This window comes from Ruegeria sp. CK2, assembly GCF_056536585.1.
In genome coordinates this window covers 71732-85974 of record NZ_JBQFPW010000009.1, presented here as the reverse complement: position 1 = coordinate 85974, position 14243 = coordinate 71732, and the positions used below count along the sequence as shown (strand labels likewise).

The following is a 14243-nucleotide window of genomic DNA, read 5'->3' as shown; positions in this document are numbered from 1 at the left end:
TTGGTTAACAGGACGTTGCTGCCATGGCTGCAGTTTAGGAATCGTTAACGGAGTTGATCATGGCGGTGAATTTTGGCCAGGCTTCTGGATCCGCCACGGTTTTATCGCGGCAGAACGCGTTGCAGAAACCCCAGCGCTGACCGTCCATTTCAAGAAAGTCAGTCACCGGATCGCCTGAATATGGGCATGCCGCATTCATTGATGGGCCATTATCCATTGGGTTAGCAGTGGAAGTGCCTCCAACAGGCCAGACGTCAGAGGTCAGGTTTTGTGGATAGGGAAACGGATCGTATTGGATTGTCAGGCCCATCGCACGCCATTGCCTGACCGGGATGTCGGACAGCAGCTCCAAACAATACGCATGGTTGGGGGCGGAAACAGGCAGGCCATAACCGATAATGCGCGCGGCCACCGGCGTATAAAACACATCCGCCAATGAATAAGTTCCGAAAAGTGGACCCGAGGTCGCGCCAGATACCTGTCGTGCATGGGCCCATAGTGCCTCGATGCGGGACACATCAGCCAAATTCTCTGCAGAGGGAGTGAAGCCTTGCCACGCGTGAAGCAGTTGCATGGGGCACTCGCCGCGTAGGGCGTTGAACCCGGCGACCATCTCGGCACATAGCCATCGCGCAGTTGCACGGGCAATGGGGTCTTTCGGCCACAACCCCGCTTCGGGGTGGCGTTCGGCCAAGGTCTCGGCCATGGCAAGGCTTTCGCCCACGACCGCGCCTTCTGGTAAACGCAACGCCGGAACCAACCGGGCCGGTGCAAGCGGCTCCATTTCTTTTGCCATGGTCCCAGAATACAAGCCAACCATATGCGTGCGATGGGGCAGGTTGAACTTTTCCAGCATCAACCAGCCGCGCAAGGACCAACTGGAAAACAATCGGTCGCCAATAAATAAGTCGTAAGTCATGAGCCGACGATGGCGTATGCTCACATATCAGTAAATCAGTGATTTGTGCGCTTCATCATCACGGCAGATGATTGATTGTGCCCATGGTCCAGATGTTGCTGTTATACGCAATATCGGTGACCGAAAGGTTGTCGATCCGATGAGAGAATGCTTGCTGCGCCTCAAGATTCATGGCGCGCTGAACCTGAGTCAGGATCACTCCGAAATGGGCAACGACCACCAGATCGGCGCCGGCGTAGCGGGCCATCAATGCGTCTACCGCAGCATCAACCCGTGCGCGGACTTCGTTCCAGCTTTCGCCCTGCGGTGGGCGTACGTCACCGGGATTGTCCCAATAGGCAAAAGCGCGGTCGGGGTCTTCTTCCTCGATCTCGGCGAACCCGCGCAACTCCCAACTGCCAAAGTTGATTTCACGTAGATCCGGGTCATGAGGCAGTCGGTGGCGTGTCCCTTGTATCGCTGTTGCTGTATCAATCGCTCGCGACAGGTCCGAAGATACAACGATAGCGTCCTCCGGCAGGTGGCTTTGCAGCCTTGCAAGGGCGGCATGATCGCTCAGATCAGCCGGAAGGTCGGACCAACCCACCATGGTCTTGGCATGGGTTGGACCGTGTCGGACCAGATGCAAGCGCGTCATGGCAAGGCGCCCTTCAAAACCAGGGGCAAGCCAGCGGTCACCTGAACGACCAGATTGGCCTGCGCTGCCAGTGCAATGTTCAACCGGCCTTGCGCCTCGCGGAACTGCCGGGCGAGCGCGTTTTCCGGAACAATCCCATGGCCCACTTCATTTGAGACGATAACGGCTTGCGCCCGGCACGTTCGCAACGCCGCAAGCAGTGCGGATTGTTCCTGATTTAGATCGCGCTTGGCCAACAGGTGATTGCTAAGCCACATGGTGGCGCAGTCGATCAGGCAAATCTGGTCAGGGTCTAGGTCAGCCAGAACCGGTGCGAGATCAAAGGGCGCTTCGACCGTGTGCCAGCCAGCGCCGCGCTGCGACACATGGCGCTCGATCTTCGTTTGCATCTCGTCATCAAACACTTGTGAAGTGGCAAGATAAACGCGGTTTTTTCCAGATGAAACAACCAGTTGCTCGGCAAAAGCCGACTTACCGGATGCGGCCCCTCCAAGCACAAAGGTTAAATCGGGATTCATAATTCTTACCTTTCGGGTGATCCACCTGGTTTTGCTCTGCGTATCGACCATAGGTCGGCAAGGCAAGCCCGGCCCGCGCCTGCGAAAAGGGGAGAGATTCATGGCACTTGACTACGCGTCCGATTTTTCGATGTCGCGGCAAGCGATGAAGGCCGAGCTGCTGGATGCAGAGACCGAGCTACGGCTGGCTTATGCCTGGCGCGACGACCGGGATGAGCAGGCCTTGCATCGTCTGATAACGGCTTACATGCGGTTGGCTATTTCTATGGCGGCCAAATTCAAGCGATATGGCGCGCCAATGAACGACCTGATCCAGGAGGCTGGTCTCGGGTTGATGAAAGCGGCCGACAAGTTTGACCCGGATCGCGGTGTGCGGTTTTCGACATATGCGGTCTGGTGGATCAAAGCCAGTATTCAAGATTACGTCATGCGCAACTGGTCGATGGTGCGGACCGGATCGACATCGTCGCAAAAATCTTTGTTTTTCAATATGCGCCGCGTGCAGGCTCGTCTGGAGCGCGAGGCAGCAACCGAAGGTCAGGAACTGGATCGCCATCAGTTGCATCAGATGATCGCGACCGAGATTGGGGTGCCCTTGCGCGATGTCGAAATGATGGAAGGGCGTCTGTCTGGCTCAGACTTCTCACTAAATGCAGTGCAATCTTCGGATGAGGACGGGCGCGAGTGGATAGATGCGCTTGAAGACGAACGCACGCAGGCCGCCGAAGAGGTCGAGTTTAATCACGACACGGAACAACTGCGCGAATGGCTTCTGACGGCGATGAAATCGCTCAACGACCGCGAAAGATTTATCGTGCGCGAACGCAAGCTGCGCGAACCCGCACGAACCCTTGAGAGCCTGGGAAATGAGCTAGGGTTGTCCAAGGAACGTGTGCGTCAGTTAGAGGCCGCGGCCTTTGGAAAAATGCGCAAGAACCTTGAAGCGCAATCGCGTGAGGTGCAACACTTCATCGCATGAAACAACTTGCGATTCTGGTGTGTTCAGTTGCGGTTACGGTAGCGATGGCGCGCCCGGGCCTGACCCAAGACTTGATCCCCGAAGATACACTTGCGTCGATGCAATCCGCTGACGTGGTCATCTTGGGCGAGGTTCATGACAACCCCCAGCATCATCTGGTGCAAACCGAGGCGATCGACGCCATTGCGCCCTTGGCTGTTGTCTGGGAAATGGTGACGGAAGAAGGCGCTCAGCGCCTTGCACAAACGGCTGCGTCCAATCCGGAAGAACTGGGCCGTATTCTGCGGTGGGCTGAAACGGGTTGGCCACCGCTAAGCATGTATTATCCCGTGTTTCAGGCGTCGAACGCCCCAGTCTATGGCGCCATGGTGCCGCGCAGCGCGGCCCGGGCAGCGATGCAGCGTGGTGCAGCCACCGCGCTGGGCGCTGACGCAGCACGCTATGGGCTGACCGTTTCCTTATCACCGGAGGATCAGGCAGCACGCGAAGCCGATCAACTAGCTGCCCATTGCAACGCCATACCGGTCGAATCACTGCCGCAGATGGTCGCCATTCAGCGGTTGCGAGACGCCGTTTTGGCGCGTGCGATCTTACGGGCGATGGATGAAACCGGCGGTCCGGTTGCCGTGATCACAGGCAATGGGCACGCCCGCAAGGATCGCGGAATTCCGACATTCCTGTCGCGTCTGCAGCCTGGTCTGAAAGTCTTTGCCCTAGGTCAATCCGAGGATGGGGTCGTGGATGGCGCATTTGACGCAGTGATAGACAGCCCAGGCGTAGATCGCGAAGACCCCTGCAAAGCCTTCGAAGCACAGAATTAACCGCTGGAACTACGCGGTGGCGTTGCCTAATGTCGGGGCCGACCGGGACGGGAAGGGCTAAGCATGCTGGCATCCAAACGTATTCTGCTGATCATTGGTGGTGGGATCGCGGCCTACAAGTCGCTGGATCTGATCCGGCGGATCAAGGAGCGCGGGGCGGCAGTTACCCCGGTTCTGACTCGCGCCGCCGAAGAATTTGTGACACCGCTCTCAGCGTCGGCGCTAGCGGGCAAAAAGGTTTATCGCGCTCTTTTTGATCTGACCGACGAGGCCGAGATGGGGCATATCCAATTGTCTCGCTCCGCTGATTTGATCGTCGTTGCCCCGGCTACTGCAGACATGATGGGCAAAATGGCCGGTGGGCTGGCGAATGATCTGGCCTCAACCTTGCTGATGGCAACGGACACGCCTGTTTTATGTGCTCCGGCGATGAATGTGCGCATGTGGCACCATCCGGCGACTCAGCGCAATCTGGAACAGTTGCAGGAAGATGGCGTGCGGTTTGTCGGCCCCAATGAGGGTGATATGGCCTGTGGCGAGTATGGCCCGGGTCGAATGTCGGAACCATTGGAGATTGTTGCCGCGATCGAAGCGCAGCTTGTGGATGGTCCGCTAAAGGGAAAACGAATTCTCGTCACGTCCGGTCCGACACACGAACCGATCGATCCGGTGCGCTATATTGCCAATCGGTCATCAGGGGCACAGGGTACAGCATTGGCCCGTGCGCTGTCTGCATTGGGCGCCGAGGTGGTGTTCGTCACTGGCCCGGCCGATGTGCCGCCGCCCCAAGGCGTTCAGGTTGTACATGTCGAAACTGCGCAACAAATGTCGAATGCCGTCGATGCAGCGTTGCCGGTCGATGCGGGTGTTTTTGCAGCAGCCGTCGCGGATTGGCGTGTGGCCGGTGCGTCGGATCGCAAACTGAAGAAAAGTCGGGATGGGCTGCCATCGCTGGCGTTTTCCGAAAACCCCGACATCCTGAAACGCGTCTCGCATATGGAACAAGGGCGTCCGGCGCTTGTGGTCGGATTTGCCGCCGAGACAAACGACGTTCTTGAAAATGCAACTGCCAAACGGGATCGGAAAGGGTGCGATTGGATCGTAGCCAACGATGTCAGCCCTGCCACTGGTATCATGGGCGGGTCCGAGAATGCTGTTGTCCTGATTTCCAACTCTGGCGCTGAAGAATGGCCGCGCATGGACAAAGACGCCGTGGCTGACCGCCTGGCGCAGAAAATTGCCGAGGCTCTGGCTGAGTGAAGCTTTAAGCCCTGAAAGAAGAGGTGGAGATATGGTCGCAATTCGTGTGATCCGCGAAGAGGGCGCTGACGCAAGGGTGACTTTGCCGGCGTATGAAACGCCCGGGGCGGCGGGTGCAGATGTGCGTGCCAACTTGCCAAATGAAACACCGATTGTGTTGGAACCTGGTCAGCGCGCTTTGGTGCCCACCGGTCTGCGGATCGAGATCCCCTTGGGGTACGAAGTTCAGATCCGGCCACGCTCGGGCCTGGCGCTGAAACATGGCATCACACTGCCGAATACTCCGGGCACCATCGACAGCGATTATCGCGGGCCATTGGGGGTTATACTGATGAATGCGGGCGAGGAGCGATTTGAAGTGACCCATGGCGAACGCATCGCTCAGCTTGTGGTGGCCCCGGTCGTGCAGGCGGCGTTCGAGTTGGCTGACACCTTGGGTGAGACCGAGCGCGGAGCAGGTGGTTTCGGCTCCACCGGTCGCGGCTGATGCTTCTGGTTCTGATCCTTGCCGCCGGATTGTGGGGCATCGGGTATATCGCTGGTGTGTCTCGCGCTGCTCGCACGTTGTCGGTTGCCGTTCTGTTGGGCGGGGTCATTTTGGCCCAGTTGATCCTGCCGGACGGGCATCCCTTGCGTGAAGCAACAGGTGGGTCTGCCGCCTTGTGGCTGATATTGGCAGGGTTTGTAGTTTTGGTTGTGTTGTACAGTCGTGGATTGAAGGCGCTGCGGAAGCGTGCCGATCAGACTTCGACCCAGAAACCAGACCCACCGTCTGACCGCTTTACCGAAACCGAATTGAACCGCTATGCCCGTCACATCGTGCTTCGCGAATTGGGCGGGCCGGGTCAGAAAAGACTCAAAAAAGCGCGAGTGCTTGTGATCGGCGCGGGCGGGCTGGGGGCACCGGCGCTTCAGTACCTTGCTGCCGGTGGTGTCGGTACGATTGGGGTGATTGATGATGACGTGGTCGAAAATGCCAATCTGCAGCGGCAGGTGATCCATCGCGATGGCAATATCGGAATGCCCAAGGTGTTTTCCGCGCAGCAGGCGATGGAAGCACAAAACCCAAATGTCGTGGTCTTGCCGTATCATCGTCGTCTTGGCGAAGAGATCGCGGCGGATCTATTTGCTGACTTTGATCTGATCCTCGACGGCACCGACAATTTCGAAACGCGCTATCTGGCGAACAGAACTGCGGTGGCAGCGAGAAAGCCGCTGATCTCAGGGGCGTTGTCGCAATGGGAAGGGCAACTGAGTGTCTTTGATCCGGCTAACGGTGCCCCTTGTTATCAGTGCATCTTTCCAGAAGCCCCCGCCGAAGGTCTAGCACCCTCCTGCGCCGAGGCGGGCGTGATTGGACCGCTGCCCGGTGTGGTGGGGTCGATGATGGCGGTTGAGGCGATCAAGGTGATCACGGGCGCAGGTATGGCCTTGCGGGGTGAGATGCTTATTTATGATGCGCTATACGGTGAAAGCCGAAAGATTACGTTGTCGCGCCGCGCCGATTGCCCAATTTGTGGCACCGGGGCGGAATAACTGCGGATCACACTGGATCATCGGATCAAGCCTGCATAGCTATAGGGTCAAAGGAGATCCGAATGACGAACCCGATCCTGTCCGACTGGACCACGCCCTTCGAAATTGCCCCATTTGCCGACATTTCGGATGATGATTTCGCCCCTGCACTGGATCAGGCGATGCAGGCGCATAACGCGCAGATCGATACGATTGCTGAGAACCCGCAGCCGCCCACCTTCGCCAATACCGTCGAAGCGCTTGAGGCCGCCGGCGAGCAATTGGACAAGGTTCTGTCGGTCTTTTTCACCATCGCCGGTGCAGACAGCAACGCGAAGCGCGAAGAATTGCAGCGCGCGTTTTCACCGAAACTGTCGGCGCATTTTTCAGGCATTTCTTCGAACAAAGCGCTGTTTCAGCGGGTTGCGGATTTGTGGGACCAGCGGGATGAATTAGAGTTGAGCGATGAGCAGGCCCGTGTCCTGATGTTGACCCACCGGGGATTTGTCCGCGCGGGTGCCGCATTGCAAGGCGATGACGATGCCAGGATGCAGGATATCAAGTCGCGCCTTGCGTCGCTGGGTACGTCCTTCACGCAAAACCTGTTGGCGGATGAGCGTGATTGGTACATGGATTTGTCCGAAGATGATCTGCAGGGCTTACCGGATTTCGTCACCGACGCGGCACGGTCTGCGGGTCAGGAAAAAGGGGCGGACGGGGCAATCGTTACGCTTTCTCGGTCGTTGATTGTGCCTTTCCTGCAATTTTCACCACGTCGTGACCTGCGGGAAAAGGCCTATCGCGCCTGGGCTGCGCGCGGTGCAAATGGTGGAGAGACAGACAACCGCGCCATTGCTGCGGAAATCCTGGCATTGCGTCAGGAACGGGCGAAGCTGTTGGGGTACGAGAGTTTTGCCGAATACAAGCTTGAAACTGAAATGGCCCGCTCGCCTGATCGGGTCCATGATCTGTTGATGCAGGTGTGGGGGCCTGCCAAGTCCCGTGCAGATGCGGATGCAGCCCTTTTGACGCAGATGATGCAGGATGATGGCATCAATGGCCCGCTCGAAGCATGGGACTGGCGATACTATGCAGAGAAACGCCGGAAGGCAGAGCACGATTTGGATGAAGCGGTTTTGAAACCCTACCTGCAACTCGATCGGATGATCGAGGCCTCGTTTGCCTGCGCTAACCGCTTGTTTGGTTTGGAGTTCGCACCGCTGGATGTGCCACTCTACCACTCGGATTGTCGCGCGTGGGAGGTGACGCGGAACGGGCGTCATGTTGCGGTGTTCATTGGGGATTACTTTGCGCGTGGCTCAAAGCGGTCTGGTGCTTGGTGCAGTGCGATGCGGGCACAAGCGAAGTTTCCAAAGGAACAGGCCCCCGTCGTCATCAACGTCTGCAACTTCGCCAAGGGCGACCCTGCGCTGCTGTCTTATGATGATGCGCGCACGCTGTTTCACGAATTCGGCCACGCCTTACACCAGATGTTGTCCAACGTGACCTATGAAAGCATCTCGGGCACAAGTGTTGCGCGCGATTTTGTTGAACTGCCCAGCCAGCTTTACGAGCACTGGCTTGAAGTGCCTGAAGTTCTGGCCGAATTCGCAACCCATGCGGAAACCGGCGAGCCGATGCCGCAAGAGATGCTGGATAAGGTTCTGAAAGCCGCGAATTTCGATCAAGGATTCCAGACTGTGGAATACGTTGCTTCGGCCTTGGTTGATCTGGCGTTTCACGAGGGCGACGCGCCAGCGGACCCAATGGCGAAGCAAACTGAGGTTCTTGCTGAAATCGGGATGCCGCAGGCGATCGGTATGCGCCATGCGACGCCGCATTTCGCCCATGTCTTTGCAGGTGATGGCTATAGTTCAGCGTACTATAGCTATATGTGGTCCGAAGTTATGGATGCGGATGCTTTCGCGGCGTTTGAAGAGGCCGGAGGCGCCTTTGATCCGGAACGTGCCAAGGCGCTTGAGGAGAACATTCTCTCGACGGGCGGATCGCGTGAGGCAGAAGACTTGTATCTCGCATTCCGTGGCCGGTTGCCCGGCGTAGAGGCACTGCTCAAAGGGCGCGGGCTGATCGCGGCGTAAGCAAACCAGGCCGTTAGTATCCCAACTGGCGGTCCACCAGATGCAGAAACGGCTCGCCTGATTCACCCTTGCGAATGTTCTCGCAAATCACCTGTGCGGCGGTGAAAGGACGCGTTTCCGACGCGATATGCGGCGTGACGGTCACGTTGGGATGTGCCCAATACGGGTGCTCGGGCGGTAACGGTTCTACCCGGAACACATCCAGCGTCACATGGCCAATCTGACCCGAGTTCAAAGCCATGAGCAGGGCGTCATCATCGATGAGTGGGCCGCGCCCCGGGTTGATGATCTGTGCGCCCTCGGGAAGTAAAGCCAAGGTTTCAGCATTCATCGTGTTTTCCGTCGCTGGTGTGTCAGGCAGCAAAAGCACGACAATTTCGGCTTGAGACAGTGCGGATTTCAGCCCGTCTGCTCCATGCAGGCATGTCACGCCGGGAATGTTCTTGGAGGTTCGGCTCCACCCGATGACCTGAAAGTTCAAGGCGGACAGGGATTGGACGGCAGCCTGGCCCAATGCACCCAAACCCAGCACGCAAACGCAGCGCTCGGTGGCCAAAGGTGGCGCGTCCGGGGTCCAGGTACCATCCTGAACGGTGATGTGACTGTCCATCCCAAGGTGGTAGCGTAGAACATGGCCAACCACCCACTCGGTCATGCCCTGGGTCAACCCGTGATCCACCATGCGCGCCAAAGGAACGGTCAGCGTTTCATTACCAGCAATGGCCTCGACTCCCGCCCAAAGGCTGAGTACCGCCTTGAGGCGCGTCAGCGGCGTGAAATCCTGTAGACCGCCGTTCGGGGCATAGACAACATAATCCACCTGATCCGGCTCAAACTCGGTCGATAGTTCAAAGTCCAGTTCGGCATCATTCAGACCTTTGGTCAACAGCGGTTCGTACACGGGCCAAAGGGCTGGGCGCGCGGAAAACAGAACGTTCACGGGCATTGAGGGCCTTTCAGATCAACGAGGGCGGTGAATATGGGCGCTTTGCACAATGCCGAAGGCCGCCATCAGAACCAGCATCGCCGACCCGCCATAGCTGACCATGGGCAATGGGACGCCGACGACCGGGGCTAGCCCCATAACCATCGACATGTTGACGGCGAAGAACAGGAAGAAATTTAGCGAAATGCCCAATGTCACCAGAGACGAGAACCGGTCCCGGGTCGACAAGGCCGTCACCAGACAGAAAACCAGGATCAGCGTGTAGAGCACCAATAGAGTAATCCCGCCGACAAATCCAAACTCTTCGGCTAGCGTTGTGAAGATGAAGTCGGTGTGCTTTTCGGGCAAGAAGTTGAGGCGCGATTGCGTGCCTTGCATGAACCCACGCCCGTTCCAGCCACCTGATCCCAAAGCGATTTTAGATTGCGTAATGTGATAGCCCGCGCCCAATGGATCTGTGGACGGGTCCAGAAACGTGTCGATGCGCCGAAACTGGTAGTCTTTGAGCAATTGCCATTCGGTGCCCCGACTGTTGAACACGGTTGCAATCAAGCCGACGACGGCGGCAATGACAGCGGCGAAATAGGCCCAATGGACGCCGGCCAGGAACATCAGTCCTCCGCCTGCGGCCAACAACAGGATCGAAGTGCCAAGGTCTGGTTGACGCAAAACCATGAAGGTTGGGACCAGGATGAGGATAACTGGAATGATGACCCACAGCGGTCGCGATGTTTTGTAAGACGGCAGCCAGTCGTAATAGGCCGCCAGCAGCATGACCAGCGTGATTTTCATCACCTCGGACGGTTGTAGGCGCATGAATCCAAGGTCAATCCAGCGCTGAGCGCCCATTCCGACGGTTCCGAACAGCTCGACAAAAACCAGCAACGCGATCGCGCCGAGATAGGCCAACACAGACATGTTCCGCCAGAACCAGATCGGTACCAATGCGATGATGAACATCACCGCCAGTCCAAGACCAAACCGTTCCATTTGCGGTTCGGCCCATGGCAACCATGATCCGCCAGCTACTGAATACAGCATCAGGAACCCGGCGCAGGCCGCACTGATCAATAGCAGCGTCAGCGGCCAGTTCATGTACAGGAATTTGCGAAACCCGGATGGTGTGGACTTGACCGCATATTCAAGATAGCTCATGCGCGGTCCTTGTCGTCAGGTCGCGCTTTGGGGCGACGATCACCCTCCAACCGTTTTTGTTGCTCCTTGATGCGTTCTCGGTCACCTGCTGGATAGGCTTCGAGCGGAGGTGTTCCTTCGTAGAGCGCCTGCAACATGATATCCCGCGCAACAGGGGCGGCCGCTTTGGAGCCACCGCCGCCATGTTCAACAACCACAGCAACTGCGTATTTAGGGTTGTCATAGGGCGCGAAACTGACGAACAGTGCGTGGTCGCGACGTTCCCATGGCAAATCTTCGTTACGGATCACGCCTGCGGCGCGTTCGGCTTTCGTGATGTTGCGCACCTGGCTGGTGCCGGTTTTGCCCGCCATTCGGAATTCATCGGCGATGATGCGGCTGCGATAGGCCGTGCCCCGGCGGCTATTAGAAACCGAGAACATGGCCTTGCGCACCTGATCGAGGTTGAACCGGTTGATTTCCAGTGGCTCACCCGCGCCGGATGGTTGTTCAATCCCATCGACCGAACGCACCAAACGGGGCGATACTGCCCGTCCGGTTGCGATGCGAGCCGTCATGACCGCCAGTTGCAACGGTGAAGCCAGCATGAACCCCTGACCGATTGAGGCATTTGCGGTGTCGCCGACCAGCCAATCTTCACCGTGTACCCGCCGTTTCCATTCCTGATTTGGGGCTAAGCCCGCTGCGACTGCGGACATGGGGATGTCGTGTTTCACACCCAGACCAAGCTTGCGTGCCATTTCGGATATCTTGTCGATCCCAACGCGCAGAGCAACGTCATAGTAGTAGACATCGCAACTGCGTTTTAGCGAAAGCTCCAGATCGACTGTTCCGTGTCCACCGCGTTTCCAACAGTGGAACCTTCGACTACCAACTTTCAGATAACCGGGGCAATAGACCGTGTTGCTGGGACCAACCACACCTGCCTCAAGTGCGGCCAACGCGGTGACCATCTTGAAGGTCGATCCTGGCGGGTAGGTGCCCTGCACGGTTTTGTTGGCCAGCGGGCGGTACTTGTCTTGCGTCAGCGTCTGATAATCTGCGACCGAGATCCCCCGAACAAAAAGGTTCGGATCAAAACTGGGGGCCGAACTGATGGCCCGGATATCACCTGTTTCGCAATCCAGAACAACAGCCGCTGCGCTTTCGCCAGCCAGCCTGGCCTGTGCGTATTCCTGAAGGTCGGCATCAATCGACAATTGGAGGTCAGCACCCGGTTGACCTTCTTGTCGGTCCAGTTCGCGCATCACGCGGCCTGTGGCGTTTACCTCCACCCGTTTTGCACCGGCTTTACCACGCAATGCGGTTTCCTGTTTGGCTTCCAGTCCGACCTTGCCAATTTGGAAACGGGGAATATGAAGCACCGGCTCGGGGTCGTTGATCTGGCTCAGATCATAATCGCTGACTGGGCCGACATACCCTACGATGTGGGCGAAATCTTCGTAACTGGGGTATTGTCGCGTCAGGCCGACCTCGGGTGTGACACCCGGCAAGGCTGGTGTATTGACGGCGACCTTTGAGATATCTTCCCAGGTCACCTGATCAGCCAGAGTGACCGGCAGGAAGGGGGCTGATCGGCGCATCTCTGTCCGCGCACGGTCGATCTCATCGTCATTCAAAGGTATCAGCTCAGATAGTTTTGCAATCACTTTATCCAAGTCGCCGGCATCTTCGCGCACGATAACGATGCGATAGGATGGCGTGTTTTGACCTATGACCTGCCCGTTCCGGTCATAAATCCGTCCGCGCGTTGGAGGGATCAGACGAATGTTGATACGGTTTTCTTCTGCCAGAAGACGATACTGGTCGGCCTGATCCACCTGCATGAACCGCATGCGCGCGGCCAGCCCACCAATGAAAGCAGCTTGCAACCCGCCCAATATCAGCGCGCGACGCGGCAGACGCTTGTGGGCGAGGCCCTTGGGTTTGGTTTGACGGTTCTTCATGCCCGGGATCCTACCGTACTGGCATCGGCCGCGGAAACGCGCCGCACACCAAACATGCTTTGGCTGAGTAATACAATCGCTGGGTATGCAATAACCGTAAGCACCAATTGGATGGCGACAGGTCCCACAGCAGATTGTTCAACCGAGAAGAGAGACAGAGTAATCCGGTTCGCAAGGAATACCGCAGTGATTACCACACCAACCGATATCCATTCCCCGACGAAGCCCGCGTCCCGCATACCGGGTGCTGCTGAACGCATATAAGACAGGCCAAGCACAACCAGCGCGGCCAATAAACCTGGTGGGCGCTGTAACAACAAATCCGCCAAAAGCATGACTGCCGCTACCAGAAGGGTCGGAACATAATCGGGGCGCCGCACTACCCAGGCAAAGGTGATCGCAATCAGAATATCGGGGAACGGCCAACGATCCGGCTGCGTATCTAGAGGTAGTAGGTGCAAAAACAGGACGAAAACCGCAAGTAGTACGTAAAGTGCGCGCATGCTCCAAAGATGTGAGACGGCTTTATCCATCGCCTGCCTCCTCTGGGGCGAGGGCTGCTTCGGGGCGTTCCGGCCCGACTATGCCCCCGGGGTCACGGATTAACGGCGCCGCATTGTATCGTAGCACGCGTAAAAACTCTAACCGTTCAAAATCAGCCGAAAGGCGCACGCGCAACCGTCCGCCGGGGTCGACAGAAATCTGACCAATTAGCAAACCTGCCGGAAAAACACCGCCATCGCCCGACGTGATCACACGGTCGCCGGGGCGGACAAGTTCGCGGTTCTCCAGAAACTCAACGGCCGGAGCAGGCGTGTTGTCCCCTGCTATCAGTGCCGTTTGTCCCGAAGGTTGAATAGTGGCGGGAATGGCGCTGGACGCATCCGTCACTAAAATGACCCGAGAGGTATCCGAACCGACTCCTGAAATGCGACCTACCAGCCCGATGCCGTCCATCGTGGCCCATCCATCTACGATCCCGTCCCGCTCACCTACATTGAGCACTACAGATTGCCGGAAGGGCGACCCGCTGTCTGCCATCACAACACCGGTGATATAGGTCAGGCGCGGATCCAGGCGCACGTTGTTCAGATCCAGCAGTCTGGCATTCTCTTGCTCCAACTGCAGCGCGGCCTCTTTCCATGCGCGCATCAGGCGCAGCTCGCTGCGCAATTCCTGGTTCTGCTCGCTTAAACGCTGATAGCTTTGGAAATCGCGTACCAGATTGACGGTGGCCGTGACCGGCACCATTGCCCATTCCATCGAAGGGACAACGGTATCCACCACTTGCGCACGGAAGCGTTCGACACGCGGACTATCGATACGCCAAACGACAAAGATTCCCAGCAGGCACAGCACAACGATCCCCAGGAACAAGCGGCGCAAGGGGGTCGTGTAGTCATCGCGCTGTGATCGGTCTTTTGCCACAGGACTCCTTCCCGTGTTGC

General features: G+C 57.6%; 14 protein-coding genes. 6 read left to right on the top strand and 8 right to left on the bottom strand.

Going from position 1 to position 14243, the window contains the following annotated elements; translation table 11 throughout:
• Positions 1-34: 34 nt before the first annotated feature.
• Genes ACR0BU_RS14635 through cobU form a run of 3 tightly spaced genes read right to left on the bottom strand, consistent with a single transcriptional unit; the run spans position 35 to position 2074 of the window.
• Complete coding sequence (locus ACR0BU_RS14635) at positions 35-919, bottom strand: glutathione S-transferase N-terminal domain-containing protein (RefSeq protein WP_480736408.1); 885 nt, start codon at positions 917-919, stop codon at positions 35-37.
• Between the two features lie 58 nt (positions 920-977).
• A complete protein-coding gene (locus tag ACR0BU_RS14630; protein ID WP_480736407.1) occupies positions 978-1556 on the bottom strand; it encodes a histidine phosphatase family protein in 579 nt (192 codons plus the stop codon).
• Positions 1553-2074: a bifunctional adenosylcobinamide kinase/adenosylcobinamide-phosphate guanylyltransferase gene (gene cobU / locus ACR0BU_RS14625; protein ID WP_298935417.1), complete on the bottom strand. Its 522-nt coding sequence runs from the start codon at positions 2072-2074 to the stop codon at positions 1553-1555. The genes ACR0BU_RS14630 and cobU overlap by 4 nt, the downstream gene beginning before the upstream one ends.
• A 100-nt stretch (positions 2075-2174) precedes the next feature.
• On the opposite strand from cobU, the gene ACR0BU_RS14620 reads away from it, so the two are divergent.
• From ACR0BU_RS14620 to ACR0BU_RS14595, 6 genes are all read left to right on the top strand, one after another.
• Entirely contained in the window at positions 2175-3053 is an 879-nt protein-coding gene (locus ACR0BU_RS14620) for an RNA polymerase factor sigma-32 (RefSeq protein ID WP_298935273.1), read from the top strand.
• Positions 3050-3874: a ChaN family lipoprotein gene (locus ACR0BU_RS14615; RefSeq protein ID WP_480736405.1), complete on the top strand. Its 825-nt coding sequence runs from the start codon at positions 3050-3052 to the stop codon at positions 3872-3874. The genes ACR0BU_RS14620 and ACR0BU_RS14615 overlap by 4 nt, the downstream gene beginning before the upstream one ends.
• A 63-nt stretch (positions 3875-3937) precedes the next feature.
• Positions 3938-5134: a bifunctional phosphopantothenoylcysteine decarboxylase/phosphopantothenate--cysteine ligase CoaBC gene (gene coaBC / locus ACR0BU_RS14610; RefSeq protein WP_480736403.1), complete on the top strand. Its 1197-nt coding sequence runs from the start codon at positions 3938-3940 to the stop codon at positions 5132-5134.
• A gap of 31 nt (positions 5135-5165) precedes the next feature.
• Entirely contained in the window at positions 5166-5621 is a 456-nt protein-coding gene (gene dut / locus ACR0BU_RS14605) for a dUTP diphosphatase (RefSeq protein WP_298935270.1), read from the top strand.
• Positions 5621-6670: a HesA/MoeB/ThiF family protein gene (locus tag ACR0BU_RS14600; protein ID WP_298935269.1), complete on the top strand. Its 1050-nt coding sequence runs from the start codon at positions 5621-5623 to the stop codon at positions 6668-6670. Before dut ends, ACR0BU_RS14600 begins: the two co-directional genes overlap by 1 nt.
• A gap of 62 nt (positions 6671-6732) precedes the next feature.
• The gene (locus ACR0BU_RS14595; RefSeq protein WP_480736402.1) at positions 6733-8748 is read left to right on the top strand and encodes a M3 family metallopeptidase; all 2016 of its coding nucleotides are present in this window, start codon (positions 6733-6735) and stop codon (positions 8746-8748) included.
• 13 nt (positions 8749-8761) lie between these two features.
• On the opposite strand, the gene ACR0BU_RS14590 is transcribed toward ACR0BU_RS14595, so the two are convergent.
• Genes ACR0BU_RS14590 through mreC form a run of 5 tightly spaced genes read right to left on the bottom strand, consistent with a single transcriptional unit; the run spans position 8762 to position 14223 of the window.
• Positions 8762-9694 (bottom strand): 2-hydroxyacid dehydrogenase, encoded by a 933-nt coding sequence (locus ACR0BU_RS14590; RefSeq protein ID WP_480736400.1) that lies wholly within the window; start codon positions 9692-9694, stop codon positions 8762-8764.
• A gap of 15 nt (positions 9695-9709) precedes the next feature.
• Positions 9710-10849: a rod shape-determining protein RodA gene (rodA, locus tag ACR0BU_RS14585; RefSeq protein ID WP_298935265.1), complete on the bottom strand. Its 1140-nt coding sequence runs from the start codon at positions 10847-10849 to the stop codon at positions 9710-9712.
• The gene (mrdA, locus tag ACR0BU_RS14580; RefSeq protein WP_298935264.1) at positions 10846-12795 is read right to left on the bottom strand and encodes a penicillin-binding protein 2; all 1950 of its coding nucleotides are present in this window, start codon (positions 12793-12795) and stop codon (positions 10846-10848) included. Before mrdA ends, rodA begins: the two co-directional genes overlap by 4 nt.
• Positions 12792-13328: a rod shape-determining protein MreD gene (locus ACR0BU_RS14575; RefSeq protein ID WP_480736397.1), complete on the bottom strand. Its 537-nt coding sequence runs from the start codon at positions 13326-13328 to the stop codon at positions 12792-12794. The genes mrdA and ACR0BU_RS14575 overlap by 4 nt, the downstream gene beginning before the upstream one ends.
• A complete protein-coding gene (gene mreC, locus ACR0BU_RS14570; RefSeq protein ID WP_299080836.1) occupies positions 13321-14223 on the bottom strand; it encodes a rod shape-determining protein MreC in 903 nt (300 codons plus the stop codon). Before mreC ends, ACR0BU_RS14575 begins: the two co-directional genes overlap by 8 nt.
• Positions 14224-14243: the final 20 nt, after the last annotated feature.